At 57.7% G+C, this 23913-nt stretch carries 16 protein-coding genes; 5 read left to right on the top strand and 11 right to left on the bottom strand.

Annotated elements, in window-relative coordinates:
• Together VN887_04310 and VN887_04305 are read right to left on the bottom strand one after the other, a co-directional pair.
• Positions 1 to 2274, bottom strand: a 2274-nt coding sequence (locus tag VN887_04310; GenBank protein HXT39229.1) for a DPP IV N-terminal domain-containing protein, incomplete at its 3' end; no start/stop codon positions are given.
• A gap of 70 nt (positions 2275 to 2344) precedes the next feature.
• Positions 2345 to 3652 (bottom strand): Xaa-Pro aminopeptidase, encoded by a 1308-nt coding sequence (locus tag VN887_04305; protein ID HXT39228.1) that lies wholly within the window; start codon positions 3650 to 3652, stop codon positions 2345 to 2347.
• Positions 3653 to 3933: 281 nt separating this feature from the next.
• Here VN887_04305 and VN887_04300 point away from each other — a divergent pair, with 281 nt between their 5' ends.
• Positions 3934 to 6255 (top strand): heavy metal translocating P-type ATPase, encoded by a 2322-nt coding sequence (locus VN887_04300; protein ID HXT39227.1) that lies wholly within the window; start codon positions 3934 to 3936, stop codon positions 6253 to 6255.
• A gap of 126 nt (positions 6256 to 6381) precedes the next feature.
• On the opposite strand, the gene VN887_04295 is transcribed toward VN887_04300, so the two are convergent.
• The 3 genes from VN887_04295 to VN887_04285 all read right to left on the bottom strand — a co-directional run bounded on the left by VN887_04295 (position 6382) and on the right by VN887_04285 (position 8703).
• A complete protein-coding gene (locus VN887_04295) occupies positions 6382 to 6807 on the bottom strand; it encodes a hypothetical protein (protein HXT39226.1) in 426 nt (141 codons plus the stop codon).
• 220 nt (positions 6808 to 7027) lie between these two features.
• Positions 7028 to 7861, bottom strand: a complete 834-nt coding sequence (locus tag VN887_04290) for a prepilin-type N-terminal cleavage/methylation domain-containing protein (protein HXT39225.1) — start codon at positions 7859 to 7861, stop codon at positions 7028 to 7030.
• 317 nt (positions 7862 to 8178) lie between these two features.
• A complete protein-coding gene (locus tag VN887_04285; protein ID HXT39224.1) occupies positions 8179 to 8703 on the bottom strand; it encodes a gamma carbonic anhydrase family protein in 525 nt (174 codons plus the stop codon).
• Between the two features lie 288 nt (positions 8704 to 8991).
• Between VN887_04285 and VN887_04280 the strand changes: the two genes are divergently transcribed.
• Together VN887_04280 and VN887_04275 are read left to right on the top strand one after the other, a co-directional pair.
• Positions 8992 to 10578, top strand: a complete 1587-nt coding sequence (locus VN887_04280; GenBank protein HXT39223.1) for a LamG-like jellyroll fold domain-containing protein — start codon at positions 8992 to 8994, stop codon at positions 10576 to 10578.
• Positions 10579 to 10826: 248 nt separating this feature from the next.
• Positions 10827 to 12131: a dicarboxylate/amino acid:cation symporter gene (locus VN887_04275; protein ID HXT39222.1), complete on the top strand. Its 1305-nt coding sequence runs from the start codon at positions 10827 to 10829 to the stop codon at positions 12129 to 12131.
• A gap of 134 nt (positions 12132 to 12265) precedes the next feature.
• Here VN887_04275 and VN887_04270 read toward each other — a convergent pair whose 3' ends face one another.
• Positions 12266 to 13795 (bottom strand): ankyrin repeat domain-containing protein, encoded by a 1530-nt coding sequence (locus VN887_04270; protein HXT39221.1) that lies wholly within the window; start codon positions 13793 to 13795, stop codon positions 12266 to 12268.
• A 382-nt stretch (positions 13796 to 14177) separates the two neighbouring features.
• Between VN887_04270 and VN887_04265 the strand changes: the two genes are divergently transcribed.
• A complete protein-coding gene (locus VN887_04265; GenBank protein HXT39220.1) occupies positions 14178 to 15629 on the top strand; it encodes a glycoside hydrolase family 30 beta sandwich domain-containing protein in 1452 nt (483 codons plus the stop codon).
• Between the two features lie 47 nt (positions 15630 to 15676).
• Here the strand turns inward: VN887_04265 and VN887_04260 are convergent, their stop codons facing one another.
• Positions 15677 to 17170 carry a CHASE3 domain-containing protein gene (locus tag VN887_04260; protein HXT39219.1) on the bottom strand — a complete coding sequence of 498 codons (1494 nt, stop codon included), beginning with the start codon at positions 17168 to 17170 and terminating at the stop codon, positions 15677 to 15679.
• 1156 nt (positions 17171 to 18326) lie between these two features.
• Between VN887_04260 and VN887_04255 the strand changes: the two genes are divergently transcribed.
• Positions 18327 to 20717, top strand: a complete 2391-nt coding sequence (locus VN887_04255) for a hypothetical protein (protein HXT39218.1) — start codon at positions 18327 to 18329, stop codon at positions 20715 to 20717.
• Here VN887_04255 and VN887_04250 read toward each other — a convergent pair.
• The 4 genes from VN887_04250 to VN887_04235 all read right to left on the bottom strand — a co-directional run bounded on the left by VN887_04250 (position 20699) and on the right by VN887_04235 (position 23910).
• Positions 20699 to 21598, bottom strand: coding sequence for a hypothetical protein (locus VN887_04250; protein HXT39217.1), 900 nt, complete (start codon positions 21596 to 21598; stop codon positions 20699 to 20701). The genes VN887_04255 and VN887_04250 overlap by 19 nt on opposite strands.
• A 7-nt stretch (positions 21599 to 21605) precedes the next feature.
• Entirely contained in the window at positions 21606 to 22382 is a 777-nt protein-coding gene (locus tag VN887_04245; GenBank protein ID HXT39216.1) for an ABC transporter permease, read from the bottom strand.
• The gene (locus VN887_04240) at positions 22379 to 23128 is read right to left on the bottom strand and encodes an ABC transporter ATP-binding protein (GenBank protein ID HXT39215.1); all 750 of its coding nucleotides are present in this window, start codon (positions 23126 to 23128) and stop codon (positions 22379 to 22381) included. The genes VN887_04245 and VN887_04240 overlap by 4 nt, the downstream gene beginning before the upstream one ends.
• 419 nt (positions 23129 to 23547) lie before the next feature.
• Positions 23548 to 23910 carry a type II secretion system protein gene (locus VN887_04235; protein ID HXT39214.1) on the bottom strand — a complete coding sequence of 121 codons (363 nt, stop codon included), beginning with the start codon at positions 23908 to 23910 and terminating at the stop codon, positions 23548 to 23550.
• Positions 23911 to 23913: the final 3 nt, after the last annotated feature.

Genomic DNA, 23913 nt, shown 5'->3' with positions numbered 1-23913 from the left:
CCATTGCTCGTTCCACCAGATTTTGTCCATGCGATTGTCGTGACACCCGCAATCCGCCACGCCCGCCCTGTAAAAATCCGGGTGCGCGAGCAGGCCGCGCAACGCGCTCTGGCCTCCGGCCGAAGTGCCGTAGATGCCGATGCGTGACAGGTCCATGCTATTGTATCTGGCGGCGGCGGCCTTGATCCACAGAATCCGGTCCGGAAAACCGGCGTCTCCCAGGTCCTTCCAGCACACGTCGTGAAATTTTTTCGACCGGTTCGATGTTCCCATTCCGTCCACCTGCACGACGATGAAGCCAAGCTCGGCCAGTTCCTGCATCCGGTTAAACGCGCTGAAGCGCTTCGGCACAAACGAATCCTGCGGCCCGGCGTAAATGTTTTCGATGACCGGGCATTTCTTCTTTGGGTCGAAATTCGTCGGCCGCACGATCACTCCGTAAATGTCCGTCGTGCCGTCCCGCCCTTTCGCGACAAAACGCTCCGGTGCGCGCCAGCCGGTCTTGAGCAGCTCGCTCCAGTCGCCATGCTCCAATCCGCACACGAGTTTTCCATCATCCGCGCGGCGCAGTTCGTTGACCGGGGGCAGGTCCACCCGCGAGTACGTGTCGATGAAAAAGCGCCGGTCCGGCGAGAACGTGGCGACGTGGGTGCCGTCGCCTTCCGTAAGAACGACAAGGCCCGTGCCGTCGAGGTTCACGCGGCAATAGTGGATGTAGTACGGATCCTGGCCCGGCCGAATGCCGCCGGCGCGAAACCAGATCTGTCGTTTGTCCCTGTCCACGCGGTCCACACCACGGACGACCCACGCGCCTTTGGTGATCTGGTTTTTTACCCTGCCGGTTTTCGCGTCGTAAAGATAGAGATGGTTCCAACCGTCGCGCTCGGACATCCAGATGATTTCGCCGGTGTCGTCAAGATATTCGGAGAATGATTTGCCGCTATAGTCGATGAACGTGCTGCTCCGCTCGTCCACGACGACGCGCGCCTCGCCGGAGCGGGCGTCCACCGCAATGATGCGCACCACCTGATGGCCGCGCTGATTGTAAAGGAAGGTAAAACGCTCGGAGTCGGGCGCCCAGCGAATGCTCATCTCGCCCGTTTCTGTAAACGGGTTTGGGAAGAGTTCGTCGGTCACGGGAATTTGCTTCCGGGTGCCTGCATCGAACAACCGCGGATGGGGATGGGGCAACTTGTCGCCGGGCTTCAAGTAATCGAATGAATGAAGCCTGGGCTGCACCTGGTCCTTCGGCGATGACTCGACAAAGTAAACCTTGTGCTCCTGCCCTTTCGCGACACGGAGGGCGACGAGTTTCTTCGAATCTGGAGACCAGTAAAATCGGTCCGAGTAGCCGTCGTCAGGGCTGCCGTCCGAGCTCAACGCGATTTCCTCGCCACTCTCGACATTTTTCAACGCGACGTTGTGGTCTTTGACCAATGCGCGCCATCGACCGTCGGGCGAGGTGTCGCGCGGACGGGCGCGCGGTGACGTTCCATTCCGAGGGCGTTCGCGCCGGGTTGTCGGGCCGGTAATTTCCGCGGTGGCTGTCTTCTCATCCGCTTCGAAGACCGCGAGCGTCTTGCCTTCGCCGTCCGCGACGAGCCAGACATGGCCGGCGTAGGTATGCTGCTCGCGTTGCTCGCCAATGGACAATTTGCCATAAGTCCGGCGCTGACCGTCGGGATCGAGCCAGAAGAGCTCCACTTCGCCCGGCGTATGATTCACAAACGTCATCGAGGTTTCCGGCCCGGTGCGGGTGCTCGCCCGGGGCGCTTCCCCGGCAGTCATCGCAGAGAGCGATTGCTGTTTTCCGGGCGGAATCTCGCGCAAATCGTAAGTGGCAAGATCGCACCTCCAGGTTTTCCCGCCTGCGCGAAATTGGAGAGTGTTGTCCGCGGGCCTGATTTCCAGTTCGTCGAGTGGCAATCTCCCGGCACTCGCGTCGTTCACGCCTGCTGCGGTCAGCGACGCGGCGAGTCTGGTGTGATCGAAGGCAGGCTGACGCGTTCCCTTCTCGGCGTTCACCAGGACGAACTCGCGCATGTCCGCGCCTGTCCGGATCTCGTACCAGAACTGCGTGTTTCCGGGGAGCCAGTGTGCTTCAACCCGATCACGAAAAACCTTGTTCGCGGTAAGCTTTCGCAGATTGCCCGCCCGCTCGTAGTCCGCGCGCGTACCTTGGGCCAGGCCAGGCGCGCCGCCACTGATGAGGATCAAGGCGACGATGACGGCCCTTCGCACCGTCCCGGTAAGGTCTTCTTTTGGGCTTTTCATATCAACGGAAGTGTCACGGATGCGCGCATTGGATAAGACGATGCCGGGACTCGCCCACGCACTCGTTATCTCACCCGGTTCGCGACCGGCGCCGACGGTTCATCAGTTGTTCAATTTCGTCCGCTTCAATGGGAATGTCGGCCATCAGGTCCACGATGCCGTTTTCGCCAATGAGCACCGTGTTTTCCAGCCGCACCGCGAATCTCTCCGCGGGAACATAAATTGCCGGCTCGACGGTCATCACCCACCCTGGTCTCATCGGTTCATTCATGAATCCGACATCGTGGACATCGAGACCGATCGGGTGGCCGACGCCGTGCATGAAATGGCGTTTGAAGACAGGCTTGTCCGGGTCCTGTCGTTTTATCTCTCGAAGGGTCAGCAGTCCCAGGTTCACCAGCTCCTCTTCAACCAGTTGCTCGGCCTCCTTTTGCCAGTCTTTGTGCAGCTTGCCGGGCCTCAATCCGTTGACGCACTGGCGGAACACACGGAGCACAGCGTAGTAAACCTGCTTCTGGCGGCGCGTGAACCGTCCTCGCACGGGAATCGTGCGCGTCATGTCGGCATTGTAATTGGCGTAACTGGCCGCGACGTCGAGCAACAGAACGTCGCCATCGCGACAAACCTGATCGTTCCGGTTGTAATGCAGCACGCAGGCGTTCGCGCCGCCAGCAATGATGGGCTCGTAGGCGAACGCCCCGCCGCGACGGATGAATTCGTGCGCGAACTCGGCTTCCACTTCCGTCTCGTTGACGCCGGGCTGGACGAATCGCAGCACCCTCCGGAAGCCCCGGCCGGTGACGCCGCATGCCTGTTTAATCAGCCGGATCTCCCAATCCGATTTTACAATCCGCAACGCGTGCATCAGCCGCGCCAGGCGTTGGTAATCATGCAGCGGGTAACGCGACTGGCACTGCCTGATAAAACGGGCATCGCGGGTTTCCACCTCGACGACAGCGCGCCGGTGCTCGTTTGTGTTGAGGTAAACATGCTCGCACTCGCACATCAACCGGTGAAAGACCCCTCTAAATTCCGACAACCAGAGAACGGTTTGAATACCCGAAATTCCGCGCGCTTCGCTTTTCGTAAGTTTGCGTCCCTCCCAAATGGCCGACTGTTCGTTTGGCTCGCGCAGGATCAGCACTTCGCGGTGCTTCTCCTCGTCCGCGTCTGGAAAAAGCAACAGGATCGTTTCCTCCTGTTCAATGCCGGTGAGGTAAAAAAGGTCGGAGTTCTGGCGCAACGCGAGCGTGCCATCGGCGTTGGTGGGCAACACATCGTTCGCGTTGATCACGGCGAGCGAGGCTTTCAACAGCAGTTTCTTCAACCGCTCGCGGTTGGTAATGAAAAGCCGCGGATCAATCGGTGTGTGGCGCATGGCCCAATAAAGAATCGGTCTGTTGAAATTCGCCAGTTATTTCGCGCCGGCAACCGTTCAGCGACAGGTGATGCCCTGACTCGGGCCGCGGCCGGTTAAAGCAGCAAAAAAGAGATGACCAAATTGTTCATCGGGTATGAAAAGGCGAGCCGGCTGGCTTTGCGGGTCTTGGCAATTGTCGGACGTTTTTTGGCGGATGCGACTCAACTGCGCCCGTAACTCGCGCCCCCGGAAAACACGGCTTTGCCGCTGCCGGGAGAACGAGTAGAGTTAAGCGGCCTATGAAAGCTGACACCGGGCTTCCGACCACTGCTCCTCCAGACCAGACGTTGTGCCTGACACGCACGGTCGCCGAGGCGATGAACGCTGAACCGGCGCTGGAGGCGGTAAAAATCAACCGCGCGCAGCGTTCGATTTCCGTGGCCACACTGGGGCTGCCGAAAACGCCGGATCTGGAAGGCCGGCTTTCCGCCCAAATCCGGCAGATCGAATTGGCTGAATCCGGTCTGCGTTGCGCGCTGCTCGAAGGCGCCCCCGATTGTTCAACCTGTCCCGCGCCACAACCTCCGGAGCACCGTGTGAAACTGGCCGTCCGCCAGGAGGGCGACACGACCACCATCGCCCGCATCACCTGTGTGACGGCGCCGCGATTCTGGCGCTGGCGGGAAATCCCATGGCCGCGCCTGGTCCCCCGTGAAGTTGTGCTGCCGGAAGACGCCGACCACGAACACGAATGGAAGCTTCAACTGGCCGCTGCGGTGCTGTGCGGCCTGTTTGGTCTTGCCGCCAGTTTTTCCGGGATTGTCCCGGCTGCAAAAGTCCTCTTTGTTCTCGCCTACGTCTCGGGGAGCTGGTTCACCGTTCATGAAATCTGGGAGTTGCTGCGAAAACGCGCGCTGGATGTTCACTTCCTCATGTTCGTCGTCGCGATCGGCAGCGCCAGTATTGGCGCATGGGGTGAGGGCGCGGCGCTGCTGTTTCTATTCTCCTTTTCAGGAGCGTTGGAACACTACGCGATGGGCCGCACGCACCGTGAAATCCGGTCGTTGTTCAAGACCGCGCCAAAAACGGCGGTTACGCTCGACCCCGCGGGCGACCAGCACGCGATGCCCGTGGAACGATTGCAACCCGGCATGAAGCTGCTCATCAAACCGGGCGAGCAGTTTCCTGTGGACGGCGAAATCCTCAAAGGCAGCACCGCGGCTGACGAATCCAACCTCACCGGCGAGGCGAACCCGGTGGACAAGGCCGTCGGTGATAACGTCCTGGCCGGCACGTTGAATCTCTGGGGCGTTGTGGAAGTGAGCGTGCTGCGGCGCGCGCAGGAAAGCGCTTTGCAGAAGATTATCCATCTCATCAAGGAAGCCCAGCACCTCAAGGCGCCGTCGCAACGGTTCACGGACCGGTTCGGGACCGGTTATACGTACGCGATCCTCAGCCTCTCTCTGCTGATGTTCTTCGTCTGGTGGCTGGGCGTTGGATATACTCCGTTCGTCTCGACCGCGGTCAACAAAAGCGCATTCTACCGGGCCATGACACTGCTGGTCGTCGCTTCACCCTGCGCGCTGGTCCTTTCGATTCCATCCGCCGTACTGGCTGCCATCGCCTGGGCGGCCAGACGCGGCATCTTGTTTCGCGGAGGGGCGGCCGTCGAAAAACTGGCCGAAGTCAATGTCGTGGCAATGGACAAAACCGGCACCTTGACAACCGGCGAGCTGAAGGTGGAGCGGGTGGAAAGTTTTCCACCGGGACGGGAGCGCGAAGTCGCGGAGTTGACTTATTCGCTGGAACGGCTTTCCACGCACCCGCTGGCCAGGGCGATCACACGTTACGGAAAACAGCAGCAGCTGCCCGTGCTCGGCCTGGAGGATTTTGAGTCGGTGGCGGGTCTCGGCCTCAAGGCCCGTTTCGGGGAAGACAAGGTTTTGCTTGGGCGCCGCGAATGGTTGAACGAGAGCAGCGCCGCGCAATTTGCGGCGAAAGTGCCGCCGACGGACGCGCGATTTTCCGAAGTATGGCTGGCTAAAGCCGGTCTCGTGGGGCGGGTTTTGCTGCGCGATGACATCCGACCCCAGGCGCGGCCCGTCGTCGAGGAACTCCGCAGCGAGGGACTGCAAACTGTTGTGCTGACCGGAGACCGTGAACTCAACGCCAGGCACCTGAAGGAACAGCTTCATCTCGACGACGTCCGCGCCGAATTAAAGCCGGAGCAAAAAGTCTCCGTCATTCATTCGTTCGCGCAACAGGGGAAGCTCGTGGCGATGGTTGGCGACGGAGTCAACGACGCCCCCAGCCTGGCGGCTGCGCACGTCGGCGTGGCAATGGGCGCCCGCGGGTCGGACGCCGCGCTCGAGCAGGCCGAGGTCGTGTTGATGCACGATCGCCTTGAGAATTTCCTCACCGCCTTCCGGCTCAGCAAGCGCGCCCGCCGTGTGATCCGGCAGAATCTGTTCGTATCGCTCGGTACCGTCGTGGCGCTCGTCGGCTTTGCGTTGTTTGGTGGCATCCCCCTCACGATTGGCGTCGTTGGACATGAAGGGAGCACGGTCGTGGTCGTGCTGAACAGCCTGCGACTGCTGTTTGGCAGGACGAGGTCAGAGTAAACGCGCCGGTCCCGCTCTCGGTCGAAGAAACGTCATGCTGTACAAAACAACACGCCCGTCGCAAAAGTGACGGGCGTGTTACTGAAGCCTGTTGAAGACACCTTAAGGGGTCACCTTCCCGAAGCTCTATTTTTTATCGGAATCTTTTTCCTTGGCAGAGCGTTTGGCCTCCCAGTCGCGGGACTGCGTCTGGCCGTTCCGTTCGAATTCCACTTTGCCCTTGATGGTGTCGCCACTGATCTTGCCGGTGTATTTTTGAGTGAACTTGTTCCCGTTGAACTCGCGGGTCACCTGGAACGAGATGCTTTCACCATCGAGTTTTGCTTCCGTGATGTCTGTCTCCCCGCCGCGACCGGAAATGCTGCCGGTCAGCTTGTCGCCATCGAGCTTCAATTTGAGCGTCGTCTCCCGAGTCTGACCGTTCTGCGTCGTAAAGCTCCATTTCCAGGTGCCGGTTGGATCGGACTTTTTGTCCTCGGCTTGGGCCAGAAAACCGAGCGTTACCAGAAGGCATGCGGTCAGTTTAATAACAGAGTACAGATTTCGTTTCATAGTGTTTGCTTGTTCGTTGTTTGTTCGCCGCCCGCGAGTACGGATCGTCCGCGCATCCCTTGGGCAGCTCTGGTTGCTAAGACTATTGGCGTCGCTTGGTGGTTACAAGAGAGAAGACTTCGGCTGGCTGAGGTTACGGAAGAACACGAAGCTTAGGCTTGTAACCAACTCGCGCTTCCAAACACCGAACCGGTCTCAGTTCGTCATCGAAACCCGCCAGTTAATAGGTGGTCCGATCCTCCAGCCACTGCAAATCGACTTTTTTGTCCTTTGGCGATGCGCCGATTGCCGCATTGTGAGCAGTGATTGCCGGATCTCTCCATTTCTTGATCTCCGAATGCCCGTCGGAATAGGCCATACCATTGGCTCCGTTATGGTAGGTCGCCGGAATATCCACCCAACTTGCGCTGGCGGGATGGCAGACAAACCAGCCGTCATTGATACTGGCGGGATTCTCGTCCAACGTCACCCAGGTTTCACTTGGCTTGAGGATGTGCGAGTATTTGCGGAAACTCCGGTAGTAAGGGAGGGAGCCTATGACGTGATCTGCGGCCCACGCGTTGATAGGATTCATCCACGCATTCATTGACATACTGCGGACGGTGGGTACTCCGCCACCCTTGGCCCCGTAAGGATCCTTGGTTGTCTTGCGATCAGCAGGACATTTATATACCCCCAGACTCTTGACGTAAGGAAACAGCAGTGAGTCCTGTATCAAAATATAATTGGTCCAACTGGGGGCTGCGTCCATCGTGCCCATGCACCACTGATTAAGAGGATAATTCTTGGTCGGGCTCACCGTGGCCACAAGCGAGTCCAGTCCGGCCGATCGCACAAGTGAATCATTAAAATCTCCCGCGTACAAATTCCACGCAAGCATCAGCTGTTTACTGTTGCTCATGCACAAAATACCCTGCGCCTTGGTTTTGGCCTTCGCCAAGGCCGGCAAGAGCAAGGCAGCGAGAATGGCAATGATCGCGATGACCACCAGCAGTTCGATAAGAGTGAACGCTCTCGCGTGAAACCTCTCTCGAGTAACAATAGATCTTTTCATAAAATGCTTGTCGCTTTTTTCGTTAGCGTCTGGGTTAACAACCCGAAACTAGCTTACGGCATGCTAGCCGTCAACATTTTGCGTCAGTCTTCCATCAGACAGGAAAACCTTCAAGTCCCCAGCCCGAACTGTGACTGAATTCATCAATCACGATAGCGGTGCCAATCTGGGCGACGGTGGAGACTATGACATCATCCCAACGCTTGTGAACTGTGCGTCTGACTGCACACCCCGAATGACAGAACGATCTTGTTTTTAGGGAATTGCCGCAGTTTTGATCGGCGTGCATTTAAGCGCGATACACATGGCGTTGGCGTTCACGTGCCCAGGCAGAACGTCGCGTTTTTCGCGTATTTTTCGGCCGAGATTCTGAGTTCCGCCCGCTCCCGGTCGGTCAAGGGTCGCACAACTTTTGCCGGTGATCCCACGACAAGTGAACCGGGCGGAACAACCGTCCTCTGAGTAACCAGTGCGTGAGCGCCGACAAGACTTTGCGCCCCGACCACGGCGCCGTCCAAAATCGTTGCTCCCATTCCGATCAATACTTCGTCTTCTATCCTGCAGGCATGCACGATCGCCGAATGTCCGACCGTTACATGGTTTCCGACCAGACACGGGTAGTCGTCCGCAAGGTGGAGCACCGCGTTGTCCTGGATGTTCGTATGATGGCCGACCACGATGCGATTGATGTCGCCCCGAAGAACGGCATTATACCACACGCTGGAATTGTCGCCGATCGTGACATCGCCGATGACCACGGCGCCCTGGGCGATGTAAACGTTGCGTCCGATCACCGGCTTTCTTCGCAGGTAGGTTTCCAGTTGCTTGACCACGTCAACCATGCGAACCGGTTAAAACAGGAACGAAAATAATTGCCAACCAAAAATGGAGAGCTGACCCTGCTCAACGCTGAAAAGCGGCCGGAATGTTCCTCTTGTCCCAGTTCGATTGTAAGAGTATCCAGTGCTCCGGAACCCTCCTGTCAAAAGGGCCACCGGGCCGTAGCCAATGACTGTTTCGATTGGCTGGCCTGAATCGCTGTGCGCGGAAGCAAGCCAATGTGTTGACCATCAAAGCGGAAGCATGTTTGCCATAGGCACTCCATCTGCTGAACTCAGTTTCGCGGAAATATGAAGACAAAATCGTCCGGTTTGTCATTCCTTTGCCCCTGCGGCGCCATGCGTTTGCTGGCGTTCGGAGCGGCTGCGATTTGTTTACCGCTTCCAACGTTCGGTGCCACGATTGACGATGGGTTGATCGCCTATTATCCCTTCACCGGAAACGCCAACGACGCCAGCACCAATGGCAACAACGGGACCGTGGTGGGCGCGCAACTGACCACGGACAGGAACGGAGTGCCGAATCAGGCCTACCTGTTCAATGGCACTAGCGACTACATTAACATCGGCCAGGGAGTAAAACCCAACTTCCCTTTGACCATCACGGCATGGATTTATCCGACTGCGACTGATGGTGAGTCGTACACGATATTCCGAAGCGGCACGTTCAGTACGACGGGATCTTACAGCGGCGTCATGTTTGAATATGACGGCTACGGTTTTCTTTACGGTTATATCGGCAGTGGAGCGTACACAAATACGGCTAATTACCGCGGCCGACAGATGCCCTATCCTCCGGGCGTCATTTCGCCAAACCAGTGGACTCACGTCGCGCTGGCATGGACAGACTTCCAAACCACGAAGTTTTACGTGAACGGGGTTTTGCAGACTTCTCAAACGCTCGGTTTCGGTTCTGGCACATCAATTGTAAATACACCTCCGACTGACGGAGCAATCGGGATAAGGGACAACCCTAGCTATCCTGCGGCTTTCCGGGGCAAACTGGATGAGATCCGGGTTTATTCCCGGGAACTGACAGCAGGTGAAATCAGCACTCTGGCAATTGAACCGCCCCAAGTGACAATCCAGCCATCCTCGGTGGCAACCAACGCCGGCGCAACTGTCGTGTTTACCGCCAACGCCTCCGGGGCAGCGCCCCTGGCTTACCAGTGGAAGTTCCAAGGGGCGGACATGAACGGAGCCACCGCCAATACTCTGACCCTCACGAACGTGAGTCCCGGCAATTCGGGGACGTACCGGGTGATTGTGAGCAATTCGGTGGGAACCAACTTTGCCGATGCGACGCTGACGGTCCAGGCCCAGGTGGTCAGCTCCATGCCACCGGTGTACACCAACGGCGTGGCGTTCACGGTCACGCTGAGCGTTGCGCCGCCAGCCGGCACGACCTCTTACGCGATTCAGGACCAACCCCCGACAGGGTGGCCGGTGACCCAAGTCAGCAGTCCGGGCACTTTTTCCAGCGGGAAGGTGAGATGGATTTTTTCGGATGGGGCGTCGCGAAGTCTGAGTTACGTAATCACGCCGCCCGCAAGCGCCACCGGCACCAATCATTTCGTCGGCGCGGCCAATTTCAACGGCACAATCAACATGGCGATCACTGGTGTGCGGGATGTCTATGACGAATCGGCGAGTTTAAGCATAAGCACGACGGACTTTTTTGGCGATCAGTACGCGAATTTGACACTGAGGGGCAAGGCCGGAACCTCCTATAACATTCTCGTCGCCGATGGTTTGGAACTACCGAATCCGTGGCGCACGAACGCGACGGTCACTCTGAGCGGAACCTCTACGAATTGGCTCGATCTGGAACCAATGACCTTTCCGCGCAGGTTTTATAAGGCACAGGTCGCCCCCTAACCACGGCCTTCACCGTTGCGGCATCGCCCTCAATCGACGCGATGCGAGTTTGCTGTCGTCACCATCAAGCGCTCCTTCGCTCCGATAGCGTCGGTCGCGGTCGCTGTGCGCGAAGGGGGAGTGCGGACCACAAGAGAACGGTGCAGCGGTGCGGTCAGGAAGTCGCCGGGTGCCACGATGAGATCGCTCCGTTGCAGAAAACTCTGAACCCGATTAGTATCGCATCAGACACACATGCCACTGCCTGTTTGAGCGCGACCTTTTCCACCAATCCACCGCGCCGCAAATCGTGGTATCGCATACTTTACCTCCAGGTGTTGATGGCCGTGGCGCTTGGAATCGTGATCGGCGCCTTCTTCCCTGACCTTGGCAAATCGCTGAAACCGCTCGGCGACGGCTTTATCAAACTGGTGAAGATGATGATTGCGCCGATCATCTTCTGCACAGTCGTTCACGGAGTCGCCTCCATGGGCGACCTGCGGAAGCTCGGGCGTGTCGGTATTAAGACGCTGATCTATTTTGAGGCGGTTTCGACGCTCGCACTGATAATTGGCCTGATCGTCGTGAACGTGCTCAAACCGGGAGCGGGCTTCAATATCCAAGTGCAGGGTCTCGATCCCGAGGTCGGCCGGGCGTATGCGCAGAAGGCGCATTCGACGGACCCGGTCTCGTTTCTCCTCAACATCATTCCGAACACACTCTTCGACGCATTTGTCACAGGCGATTTGCTCCAGGTGCTGCTGGTCTCGGGTCTGACGGCGTTCGCGATTTCCACCCTGGGCGACCGGCGCGGACGCGTGTTAAGTGTGATCGATCATGCCTCGCAGATTTTTTTCGGGATCATGCGAATCGTGGTGAGAGCCGCGCCGCTCGGCGCACTCGGCGCGATGGCGTTCACGGTGGGCAGTTACGGGCTGGGGGCATTGAACCGCCTGGTTGCATTGATGGCCGGCTTTTATGCGACGGCGGCGCTGTTCATTTTCGGGGTTCTCGGAGCGATCGCGGCGATGAGCGGGTTTTCCATCTTCCGTTTTTTGTCCTGCATCAGGGAGGAACTGCTGCTCGTGCTCGGCACCAGTTCGTCGGAAACAGCGTTGCCGGGCATGATCCAGAAGATGCGGCGGCTCGGTTGCGTAGATTCGACCGTCGGCCTGGTAATCCCGGCCGGTTACAGCTTCAATCTGGATGGCACCAACATTTACATGTCAATGGCGGCCATCTTTCTGGCGCAGGCGACCAACACGCCGCTCAACCTCCGGGACCAGATTGCCTTGATGCTCGTCGCCATGATTTCGTCCAAGGGCGCCAGCGGCGTGACGGGCGCTGGGTTCGTCACGCTCGCGGCCACGCTGGCGGTCGTGCCGAAGATTCCGCTCGCGTCGCTGGCGTTGCTGGTTGGCATCGACCGTTTCATGAGCGAGTGCCGTGCGGTCACCAACCTGATCGGCAACGGCGTGGCGACTTTGGTCATCAGCCGATGGGAACGGGAAATCACGGCCGAAGCGTTGAAAGCGAATCTGCGCCGGGTGAAGGACGAAAGTTCCGCCTCTTAGCGTCTGAACCGGTCTTTTACGGTCCAGGCAAGTGCCAGAGGTATTTCCCGCCACGTCATTCGGACCGTTCAATCCAGAGCCCGGGAGGTCGTGGAGCCCCCAAACCAAAACCGGGCTCGAATCACGAGCCGCCATCAATCCTTCGCGCCGTATTGCCGGAGTCTCGCCTTCACGGCTTCCGTGCCTCCGACCTTTTCATTGGGGACCTTCGCCCCGGCTTGAAGCAACGATTCAACCGTGGCGGCATAATCACCGGTCCGGCAATACCAGCCGTTTTCAGAACCATGTATGGCCCAGCCCAGCGGTGTGCTCCGAAAATCAGCGTCAGTCGATTCCAGTGGCGGATTGTAACGCAGTATTTCCCGGACCATCCCGGCATTCCCGTGAAACGCCGCCCAGTGCAGCGGTGTCGCGCCGTGCTGGCCAGGCTCGTCCACGGGCAGGCCGGCCGCCAGCATGACGCGCACGGCGGCGAGATTGTTGTTTCGGGCGGCATGAGCAACGTGGCGGCGGAAGGCATTGGACAGGCTGGCGACGAGGTCTGGATGCCCGTCGAGCAGTGATTTCACCAAGGTCCCGTCGTCCGCCCAGCAAGCAGCGAGCAGTTTTACATCCGCCGGACTGCGTTCCATCAGTAATCGGAAGACGTCATCGTGTCCGAATCGTTTCGCGACTTCGTGCGGCGACACATACCAGCCAAGCGTCCATTGGTAGATGGTTCCGCCGGACCTCCGGTTGTTCATGGGGAAATGGCCGTCAGTCACGCGCACGTGAATGCAGTCGGGATCAGCATCGAGGTGTTTGCGAACCAGGTCGGCGTCGCCGAGCGCCGCGGCCATAAGAATGTCAGTCTTGCAACAGCGGCGAACCAGGTGGCGCGCGATTTCCTGGCGGTCGCTTACCATGTATTGTGCCGGAGTTGATTCGTGGTCCACGTCGCGAGCATCAATGTCCGCTCCGTGATTCAGAAGGAAATCCGCAATTTCAACCGTGCCGGCGAAATGAAGCGGGGTCTGGCCGTCGCCGCCGCGTGCATGCACCAGCGTCGGGTCGCCGGAGATGAGTTCACGGAGTTTTTCGATCATGCCCAGACGCGCGGCGGCGTGGACGTCCACGATCGCACCGCGCCGGATCGCGTAAGCGGCCAGATCGGGTTTGGCGCCGTGCAGCAGTCCGAATCCACCGGCCCACCACCGGCTCCTGGCGTTGATGTCGGCGCCCGCCTCAAGCAGTACGTCGAGCATCTCCTGGGTCCGCACCGTCGTAATCAAGGGAGCGTCGAAAGCTGCGACAGGCTCGTTGATCTTTGCTTTCATCGAAGGAAAGCGTTCGAGCAATTGGCGGAATAGTGGAGCGTCATGTTCAATGAATGCCTTTTTGAACAGTTCCATCGGGTCATTCGATTCGAGGGCGATGGAATCCACATGCGCTTTCAGCTTTGGCCAACTGGCGAAGCCGTATTCGCGGGCGATTACAAGTTGCGCGTCGGCGAGGGAGAATTTTGCGGCGCGGACTCCTGATTCGGAAGAGTTGGACAACTGAGGATGACCTTTCCTGATGCGCGTTACGGCCGCGGAGTCACCTGACCTGTGAGAGTTGCGGAGGTCTTTGGCCTGGTTCCTGAGCTGTTCGAGGTTCGGCCGTGAAGGAAGCAGTTTTGACATGTAACCTTTCTGCTATCGCCTGTGGTCCGCGGGCAGGCAGCATCAAGGTTATGGTTGCGCTGACGCTTTGAGGTGGGCTCAGCCCTTTCCGCGGACCCGGATGCGCCCTGAAACGCGACACGAATGAATCACAGCCGGGAATCCGCGTCAACGGGGCGCTGGATGTTTCATTCTGAAGTAGCGACAGATCAAATTGAGAAAACCGGACTGCGCAAGCTTCGGGTGTGTCTGAGCGCTCACGCGGCCCGGCTGCCAATCCAAAGGATACACTATGAATCAGCGCCCGCATGCTCGGACGGGCAGAAGTCGATTTCAAGGATATAACGATGCTTTGCGCGCACGATTCGGTGGCTTTCTCCGGACGTCATTGTTAAGCTTGCTCATGTCCAGTGACCGGGACCGATTGAGTGGAAAACTGGCGATCAAGCTGTTTTCTTTTGTCGCCGCAGCGCTGCTGCCGTTTCGATCCGTCGCCCAACCGGAGGTGCGGGTCTGGACAACTTCGCTCGACCTGAAGCATCACCTGACCGGGGGAACACCCCTGTCGTTTGAGAACAGGCATGCCTCCACAGGAAACGTGATCACGCTTGAACCGGCGAAGACATACCAGACCATTCTGGGGCTCGGCTCGTCGTTGGAACATTCGACGTGTTCAAATCTCTTCCGGCTGCCGCCCGCCGGGCGTGAACGAATCATCGAGCGCCTGGTCAACCCGCTGACCGGCATCGGCATGAACCTGATCCGCGTTTGCATCGGCACGTCCGATTTTGCGGGAGAACCCTGGTATTCGTATGACGATCTCCCCTCCGGCGAAACAGACCCGGCATTGAGCCGGTTCTCGATCGAACAGGACCGCGCCTATGTGCTGCCGGTCCTCAAGCTCGCGCGGCGTAAAAACCCCGACCTGCTGTTTTTCGCATCTCCCTGGAGCCCGCCGGGGTGGATGAAAACAACCGGGAGCTTGATCGGCGGCGAGTTGCTCCCCGAGTGGTATCCGGCCTATGCGCGTTACTTCGTAAATTTCATCAAGGCGTACGAGGCAGAGGGCATTCCGATTTATGCAGTAACGGTGCAAAACGAACCTGGTGTGGATCGGTCGAAGGAAAAAGACGCCAGATGGTTTTATCCGTCGTGCCATTGGACTGGCGCGCAGGAGCGAGATTTCATCCGCGACCATCTCGGACCGGCGTTCCGACGCGCCGGTCTCAAGACGAAAATCTGGTGCTACGACCATAATTACAACCTGCAACCCAGCGGTGATTCCGAGGGTCTGAGCCATCCGCGCCTGATCCTGCGCGATCCCCGCGCCGCGGCGTTCGTGGACGGCGTCGCGTTCCACCATTACGAGGGCGAACCGACCGGCATGACAATCTTTCACGAGGAATTCCCGCGCTCGCCGATTTACTTCACGGAAGGCTCGGTGTTTTCAATCCACGGAGCGCGCGACCTTGTCGAGCGACTGCGGAACTGGGCATGCACTTACAACGCCTGGGTGACGATGCTTGATGAGAATGGCCAGCCCAACAATGGACCGTTCCCCGCGACAAGTGCAATTCTGAAGCTGCATACCAGCACGCTGCGGGTCGAGGAACTGTTCGAGTTTTACAGCTACGCTCAGTTTATGAAATTCATTCCGCGCGGCGCAGTGCGGATCGAAAGCACGCCGGGGACGGCGGGGTTTGACAACGTGGCGTTCCGTAATCCTGACGGGTCGTTCACCCTGATCATCGTCAACACGACCGGATCCGCGAAGCCGTTCGCGGTGGAGTGCCGGGGAAAGTCGTTTCAGAGCGCCATGGGCGCGGAGTCGGTCGCGACGTTCGTCTGGCGATAGGAGAAGGGACCTGCTAGGGGGGGTGCGCCCGACGCGAACGGCGCGACTTAATCGTCTCTCGCGGGGATTGTAAAATAAAACGTCGCGCCTTCGTTGACCGCACCCTCGGCCCATGTCCTTCCGCCATGACGGTGAACGATCCGGCGCACGTTTGCGAGGCCGATGCCCGTCCCTTCAAATTCTTCCGAGCGATGCAGGCGCTGGAAAACCCCAAAAAGTTTGTCCACGTATCGCATGTCGAAGCCGGTCCCATTGTCCCGCACCGAAAACTGCCACTCCTGTCCGGGATTCTTCGCGCAGCGGATTTCGAGACGAGCATGCTCACGTAAACGTGTGTATTTCACCGCATTCGAGATCAGGTTTACCCAGACCTGCTTGAGCATCGAGCGGTCTCCTTCGACAACAGGCAGCGTGTCTATCTGCCATTCGATCTCCCGGCCCGCGGTCCCGCTTTGCGTCTCGGCCATGACTTCTCGCACCAACTCGTCCATGCTGACGCGCATGTGCTTCATTTCCGCTCGCGTCATCCGGGAGAAGGCCAGGAGATTGTCAATCAACCGGCCCATTTGTCGCGCGGAATCGCGGATGACCTGGAGGTACTGCCGGCTCTTGTCATTCATGGCGAACGACGCCTCTTCCCGCAGCATCTCCACAAACCCTCCGATGTGGCGCAAGGGAGCGCGCAAATCGTGGGAAACAGAGTAGGAAAACGCTTCCAGTTCCTTGTTGGCGGTTTCGAGTTGAGCGGTGCGTTCGACGACCCGCAATTCCAGGTCCTCGTTCAGTTTCTTGATCTCCTGCTCGGCTTGTTTGTATCCAGTGAGAACCTGCGTCAATTCGGCCGTCCGTTGTTTGACGCGAAGTTCCAGTTCTTCGTTGATTCTCTGGAGAGCCGCCTCCGCCTGCCGGCGCCGCGCGTTTTCGCGCGTGAGCAGGACAAACACCCATGCGAGCACGGTCAAGCTGGCGGTCGACCCGATCAGGGCAAATCGTTTCGTATCACGCAAATTCATCTCCGCGTCGGCGCGCCGCCCGTGCAACAGTCCGGTTTCAGTCGTTTCCATTTGCGCGATCAAAACTCGAATTTGCTCCATGACCTCCTGGCCTCGTTCGGTCAGCTTCAATTGCGCCTCCGCGTCGGCCCCCTTTTCCAACTGTATCCTGACGCTTTCCGTGTAAACCTCGAAGCGCTGTTTCACCAGCGGCTCCAGGGTGGCACAGGCTTGTCGCTGTCTTGGATTGTCGGTGACCAATAGGCGCAGATCATTGAGAGCTTTGGTGACCCTCTCGACAGCGTTGCTGTAATGCGCGAGATAGCGGTCCCGGCCCGTCATTATGAAACCCCGCCGCGCGGTCTCCGCATCTGTAAGATGTAGAAGCAGGTCCTGAATCTCCGACAGCACGTCGTGAGTATGGGCCACCCGGCCGGACGTTGCCGCTTGTTTGAGAGTGCTATGATACAGCAGCGTGCCTGTCACCAGCAAAAGGGCCATCGCCAACACGAACCCCCCGAGTATCCTTCTGTCGAATGAAGTGCTCAATTTACTCCCGCCCCGGCCCGCTCGGGGGCGGAGACTTCACCGCAAAAAGCAGACAGTGTCGTGCAATCACAAGACAAAACGTTAAGTGAATCGCTCAGGCCGGTCAAAGAAAAGCCGTTGACGGACCGGACGGAAATAGCCCCTGTATCGTCCGCCTTGAACCGAGATGTTTGCAAAGGCACGGTCCCCGTGTGGACCTCCGATGACAGACGCGTCAAGGCCGCGGAAGGGTTATCAAGGCAAGCCGGCTCTAAAATCACGGGAGACAGTTTGGGTGACAGGGTGTGACAACCTCTTCTGCGTACAATCCCGAGTGCCCTTCGCAAACGTTCGGTAACTCGAAAAGAAACCGCCGCAGCGTGGGGATCAGACGAAGAGCTGAAGCGCAGGCTGCTGCAAGCCCGACGACTCGCGGGCGCGCAGTTGGCTCCGCGGCCGGGATCCGAAAGATGCGCCTGGCACAACAGGCAACGTGTGCATGAAATCAAACTGTGTCTGCATAAGTTCGATGAAACACTTTTTGCAGATGCCGTGGCTCAGTAGCGACCCTTGACCGCCGATCTTTCGGTTGCACCATGCACAGACTATTTTCATGTCTATCGCCGGCTCCTGGTTGAAAACTATTTGCATCCGGGCATCCAATAGACCCGCCCGGTTACGTCAAAACAGAAGCTATTCTGGCCGAGCAAAGCCCGTGCCGCCAGAGAATTAACACACCTCTTTCCGTCTGTGGGTTAATCCGTTCCGCAAAAAACAGCGCACTTGCCCTGCCGATTCAACACAGAACTTCAAACCCTCTCCGCAGTTTGCTTGAACCACTCCGGCCTCGCGATTCGCTTCTGGAGATCTGAGGATTCCAGAAATAGACCACAACGGTCCGACTATGAGACAACGGTAGCTCAACAGCGAAGCCTCCCTTCCAGACGCATCCGGTCTTTCGAGCGGCCTTTTCTCACTCCCGATCTTCACTGATTTTGGCCTTCATTCTTCGAGGATTCTGCAGACGCGTTGCCAGATCGTCCTCAATCCGTTCTGGCGGGCCAAAACATTTCAAGACAGCCGACTGATCGTACTCGCGCATTTTCGCTTGGGTTTTTGCCCCGATCTGACAGGATCGAATCATCGTGAGCTTTGTTTCACGAACGGGCCATCGAAAATGGACCATAAAAAAGAGAACTTCCATGAATGGTTCACTCCCGGCCGCTTTGTGGTTCTGCTGGCACTGTTCATTTTTGTTTTCTTTCCGGACGTTGTATTAGGGACCCGCACGTTCATATTTCGTGACTACGGCCTCTTTGGTTATCCGCTCGCTTTTTACCATCGTGAAAGCTTCTGGCGAGGGGAAGTTCCGTTGTGGAATCCCTTGAATGACTGCGGCGTCCCTTTCCTCGCGCAATGGAACACCCTGGTATTATACCCTGGCTCGCTGTTTTATCTGCTCCTGCCGCTTTCCTGGTCTCTGGGAGTGTTTTGCCTGGCTCACCTTCTTCTGGCAGGGCTTGGAATGTACCTGCTCGCCTATCGCTGGACGGGAAACCGACTCGGTGCCTCGGTGGCGGGGCTGGGATTTGTCTTCAACGGGTTCACCTTGAGTTGTTTGATGTGGCCTCACTGCATGGCGTCGCTTGCGTGGATGCCGTTCGTGGTGTTGACGGTGGAGCGCGCATGGCGCCAGGGAGGCAGGTTTGTGACTGGCGCCGCGGTCACAGGAGCCTTGCAGATGCTGGCCGGACCGCCTGAGTTCGTCCTGGTCACATGGCTCATGGTCAGCTGTCTTTGGTTTGGCCACTGTGCGTTTGGAAAACTGCCTGCATTCGGTTCACTCAGAAGATTCGGTCTCATCGTGTTGACGATCACTGGGTTGACCGCGGTTCTTTTACTTCCGTTCCTCGAATTACTGGGGCATTCACAACGGACCGCGAGTTACGGCAGCAGTGAGTGGTCGATGCCTCCCACAGGCTGGGCCAATCTGTTTGTGCCGCTGTTTCACTGCTTCAAGACGCCCGCCGGACCGTACATGCAATACGATCAAGGGATGATCTCCTCTTACTACACGGGAATCGGCATGCTGGCATTGGCGGTATTTGCGGTTTTCCGGGTGCGTAACTGGAGGGTGCGTCTGCTGGGGGCCATTGCCGTCGTCAGCATGATTCTCGCTTTGGGAGATGCCGGATATTTGTACGCCTGGATCAAGCGGTTCTTCTCTCAGATTGGCTTCATGCGCTTTCCGATCAAGTTCGTGTTTCCGGCGATATTTTCGATACCGCTGCTCGCAGCGTTCGCTGTGCGGGAAATGCTACACGCCGGGCGCGGGAAAATCCGAGAAAACGCGCGCCGACTCTTTTCCATCGGTTTGGTTTTCCTGTTATTCATCACGATTGCCCTCCGGATTGCGCAACGCAATCCCGGTGAGCAGCCGCCGTGGACGGTCATCAAGGAAAATGGGCTGACACGCGGCGCTTTCCTCCTAGTGATTTTGGGGGCTTTCTATGCCCTCACAAAAGGCGTCACAAACCGAACTCGATGGCTGCTGGGAATCGGCTCAATCGTGCTGCTTTGGCTGGATGTTGTCACTCACGCGCCTTCACAAAATCCGACCGTGGAGAGGGCCGTTTACGAGCCCGGGCTACAACCAATAAAGGAGTTAAAGCCTCAACCAAAACTGGGCGATTCGAGAGCCATGATCAGCTTTAGCGCAACCTGGCAATATCACTTCACCCTTCTTTCGGATCCTTACAACACCTACTTGAACGACCGTTTGGGTTTGTTTTCCGACAGCAACTTGCTGGACGGCGTGCCAAAAGTAGATGGTTTTTTTTCCCTTTATCCGCAGGAAGAATTTGAGGCCCGGACGGCTCTGTACATTTCAACCAATGTGCTGCCCAAAAACTATCTGAACGAAAAGTTCCTGACCGGGGAAATGTTCCACATTTCAACCAACAATTTCGCGGCCAACCTGGCGGACTTCGTGGGTGTTTGCCAGATCACGGCTCCGGGGAAGAGGCCTTTCGATTGGGAGGCACGCTCGACCTACTTGCCGCTGGTGACGGCCGGTCAAAAGCCCGTGTTTTTGGATGCCGCCGGCTCGTTGCAGGGGTTGTTGGATCCGGCCTTCGATCCTCGCCGCGTCGTGTATCTCCCGCTTCAAGCCAGAACACTCGTCACGATAACCAATCAAACGTCGGTGCGCATCCTTTCTCAAACCTGTTCTGCCCATCGCGTCGTGTTTGAAACGGAAGCGAAACAGCCAAGCATGGTTGTGGCCGCCCAAACATTTTATCCGTGTTGGCGGGCATATGTGGATGACCAGCCCGTTCGACTCTGGCGCGCCAATCACGCGTACCAGGCTTTGCAAATCCCTGCGGGCCGACACAAGGTCGAACTGGTCTATCGCGACGGGAGGTTTCTCGCCGGGATGGGGCTCTCCGGGATTACGATGCTCGGATGCCTGGCAGCACTCATGCCGGGGGCAGGAAAACGCCAAAGAACCCGGGAACCCGATTCATCCACGACTCTCGAATCGGTCGATCAGTTTTTGCCACCTTGAGGCGGCTCCGAGTTATTGTTCGAGGTCGCGCCCGCCAGTTTCTTCTTCAACTCATCGATTTGTCGTTGGATGGCGTCCGGTCGCGGAGAAATCTCTTTGACTCTGCCAAGATAAGACAGGGCTTTCTCATAGTGGCCTTCGCGCGATTCGATTTCAGCGAGATGGGCGAGTATCTGTTCGAGCAGGAATTCATTCTGCTTGCCGTCCCGCGCGGCACGCTCCTGCCATTTGCGCAGGGCCAGTTCGAAGACATTGCGCGCGCGTTGGACATCGTGGCGATTCTCGTCAAAGACGCGGCCCAGTTCGAACAGGATTTCGTAGCTGTCCGGATTGGCCCGCCATCCCTCGCGCAGGAATTGTTCCGCGTCGTCCACCTTGTTCAGGTGTTGCCGCAACCAGTAAGCGGCGACGGTATAGGTCTCGACCTTATGCGGGTCGAGGTCGGCGGCGATGCGTAACCAGGGAAGTATCTCGCGTGCCTCACCCGGCTTGTCGAGATGCGAGTGGTGGGATGGATAAAAATTGCGGCCGAACTTGTCGATCCAGTCACGAGGTGGCCCCAGAAATCCGGTTCCCTCAGCGGGTTCGGATTCACGCGCCGCTTCAGATCCGGCTGCAGCGTTCTGGACGGCCGTCATGTGCGGAGCACCACCGATTGCCTGATCGAAGATCGACGGGTAATAACCGCTGTGAAAGTAAACGTCCGCTCTGACGAAAAAGTGGTTCGCGAACAGCTTCCGACTGTCTCCGACGACTACGTCGAGCAGGCTGCCGGATTGAGAGCGTCCTCCCGCCCAGCTCTGGTGCCACGGCTGCAACCACGTTGCCAGCGTGAAACAAACTGTAAGCAGAAAGGCGAATGTAAGTGAAGATGCGGGCATGGCACTTTCACGCCAGCGGCTGACGGCGGAAGACGAGCCAGGCAGCGAACAAAAAAACGGCGGTGTAAGCTGCCGCGTAAAGCGTCGCTCCGGCGAAAACAAGCCAGTTTATTGGTTCCCAGTTGTGGACGATCAGGTCCCGGACGTCAAACAGCTCCAGGTGTGGAATCACGAAATAGACGCCGTAAACCACGGCGCTCATTGGATCCGCCATTTGAATCGCGATCTTGTTCAGGTGCCTTCCGAGCAGCAGAATGCCCACGATGACGAGAAGGCAGATTGTCGCGTTGGACGATGGCGCGGCAAACACAAGGGATCCAAGCAAAGTGACGGCAATGACCACCGCCAGCATCCACCAGTGCAACCAAAGCGCCTGAAAATAGCTTGCCAGGGGCCACTGGTGCTCTCGCGATGCGGCTACGACACCGAAGAAAAGGTAGAACACGATCAGAGCCACCCCGCACGCCAGCCAGCATCCGAGAAATTTACCCGCGATCATCTGCCCGCGAGTAACGGGCTTGGCAAGCAACGGAAATATGGTTCGGTTTTCGCGTTCGGACGGTATTTGCCGGGCGGAAGTGCCAACGGCAATGGCGAGCGCCGAAATCCAAATCAGCAGGAGACAGATTTCTTTGAGGTAGCGGACTATTTTGTCGTCGTTAAAAAAATTCAGAGACCCCATCAACAGTGTAATGACCGCGGTCAGCACAAAAAGAACGTAAAAATCTTTCCGGCGGTAGAGTTCTTTGACGACGATAGACGCGATCGCCAGAGCGTTGTTCATAAACCGGGTTGGTAGCCGATCACCTTGAGGAAAGCCTGTTCAAGGTTGCATTTGTATTTTTCCTCCAGGTCGGTTACGCGGCCGGCGGCCTTCAGCTCGCCGTTGTGAAGAATCGCCACGCGGTCACACACCGTCTCGACTTCGCCCAGTTCGTGCGATGAAAAGAAGACGGTTTTCCCTTTGGCTTTCAACCGTTGGATTATTTCGCGCACTTTCATTCGGCCGATCGGATCTAGCCCGCTGGTCGGTTCGTCCAGGATCAACAGGTCGGGGTCATTGATCAGCGCCTGTGCCAGGCCAACCCTTTGCTGCATCCCTTTGGAATAGGTCTTGATCGGACGCGCGCGCGCAGCGTTCAATTCGACAAGCTTCAAAACCTCGTCGATCCGCGGCCCGGCTTCGGCGCGTGGAATTCGGAATACCCTCGCGTAAAAGCGCAACAGCTCCTCCGCTGTGAGAAACTTGTAGTAATAAGTAAGTTCGGGGAGATAACCGATCCGTTGCCGCGCGATCGGCTCGCGGACGTTCACATCAAAAATATAGGCTGAGCCATGAGTGGCCGGGACAAAGCCCAGCAAAACATTCATGGTCGTGGTTTTGCCGGCGCCGTTGGGCCCCAAAAAACCAAATACTTCTCCCGGAAAAACTTCCAGGCTCAGGTGGTTGACGGCGACCTTTATTTTCTGCCCGATTTCGCGCGTCCGAAATTCAACCACAAGATCCTGGATTTTCAAGATGGACTTCATGCCAATCGGATTTCCACCCGTTACTGCATGCAGCAGCGATACCCTGTACCCAAAAGACACGACGGTTTAGGAAACCGGCTAATTCAAGCGGCAATGATACGAGGTTTTGACTGTCTGGCTAGACATTTCATCACCATGGATCGAAATCGATTAAATATGTTGTTGCGAGCTGGAATGAACGTGCGCAACAAACACAACGCGCTATTGAGCCACCGAAACCGCGCTCAAAATGAAGCTCCCGCCAGGTCGATGGATTTGTGAAAACATTCTGGATTTTACGCCCTTCGCTGGGCGGTCTCGCTTTTGTTGACAGTAGCCAACAACTACGTGAAGTGAGCCGTGCGATCCTCCTGTCGATCGCACCTATAAACAAAAAAGGCTTGGGAGCAACTCCCAAGCCTTTTGTAATGTGTTACTTTTTACCGCAACACGTGAGCGGCGGGCAGGATCTGGCAAGCCGGGGCCTGCGATACTGAATTGATCGTGTAGCTCGACGCAAACGTCGCGGTCTGGCCACCGGAGGGGCAGAGAACGTTCGTCGCACTGCCGGACCGGCCGAGATACGGGTCAATGTCGGTCTGCACCGGTGTCGCGTTCGTCGCCTGGCGTGTCTCCAACGCCCATTGCTGCTTGGCGCTGTCGATCTGTCGCAGGTTGTTGATGCAGGCGTTCTGTTGAGCCGTTGTGCGCGCCCTCACAAAGTTGGGAATCGCAATCGCCGCCAACAGACCGATGATGGCCACCACGATCATGATTTCCACGAGCGTGAAGCCGAGCTTCAGGTT

The sequence above is a fragment of the Candidatus Angelobacter sp. genome (assembly GCA_035607015.1).
Lineage (GTDB): Bacteria > Verrucomicrobiota > Verrucomicrobiia > Limisphaerales > AV2 > AV2.
This window is presented reverse-complemented; position numbering and strand designations above follow the sequence as displayed.

Bases quoted from the DNA above. Each gene is read 5' to 3' on its own strand.
- VN887_04305 (HXT39228.1), bottom strand. From the start codon at position 3,652: ATGCGCCACACACCGATTGATCCGCGGCTTTTCATTACCAACCGCGAG.
- VN887_04300 (HXT39227.1), top strand. From the start codon at position 3,934: ATGAAAGCTGACACCGGGCTTCCGACCACTGCTCCTCCAGACCAGACG.
- VN887_04295 (HXT39226.1), bottom strand. From the start codon at position 6,807: ATGAAACGAAATCTGTACTCTGTTATTAAACTGACCGCATGCCTTCTG.
- VN887_04290 (HXT39225.1), bottom strand. From the start codon at position 7,861: ATGAAAAGATCTATTGTTACTCGAGAGAGGTTTCACGCGAGAGCGTTC.
- VN887_04285 (HXT39224.1), bottom strand. From the start codon at position 8,703: ATGGTTGACGTGGTCAAGCAACTGGAAACCTACCTGCGAAGAAAGCCG.
- VN887_04280 (HXT39223.1), top strand. From the start codon at position 8,992: ATGAAGACAAAATCGTCCGGTTTGTCATTCCTTTGCCCCTGCGGCGCC.
- VN887_04270 (HXT39221.1), bottom strand. From the start codon at position 13,795: ATGTCAAAACTGCTTCCTTCACGGCCGAACCTCGAACAGCTCAGGAAC.
- VN887_04265 (HXT39220.1), top strand. From the start codon at position 14,178: ATGTCCAGTGACCGGGACCGATTGAGTGGAAAACTGGCGATCAAGCTG.
- VN887_04255 (HXT39218.1), top strand. From the start codon at position 18,327: ATGGACCATAAAAAAGAGAACTTCCATGAATGGTTCACTCCCGGCCGC.
- VN887_04250 (HXT39217.1), bottom strand. From the start codon at position 21,598: ATGCCCGCATCTTCACTTACATTCGCCTTTCTGCTTACAGTTTGTTTC.
- VN887_04245 (HXT39216.1), bottom strand. From the start codon at position 22,382: ATGAACAACGCTCTGGCGATCGCGTCTATCGTCGTCAAAGAACTCTAC.
- VN887_04240 (HXT39215.1), bottom strand. From the start codon at position 23,128: ATGAAGTCCATCTTGAAAATCCAGGATCTTGTGGTTGAATTTCGGACG.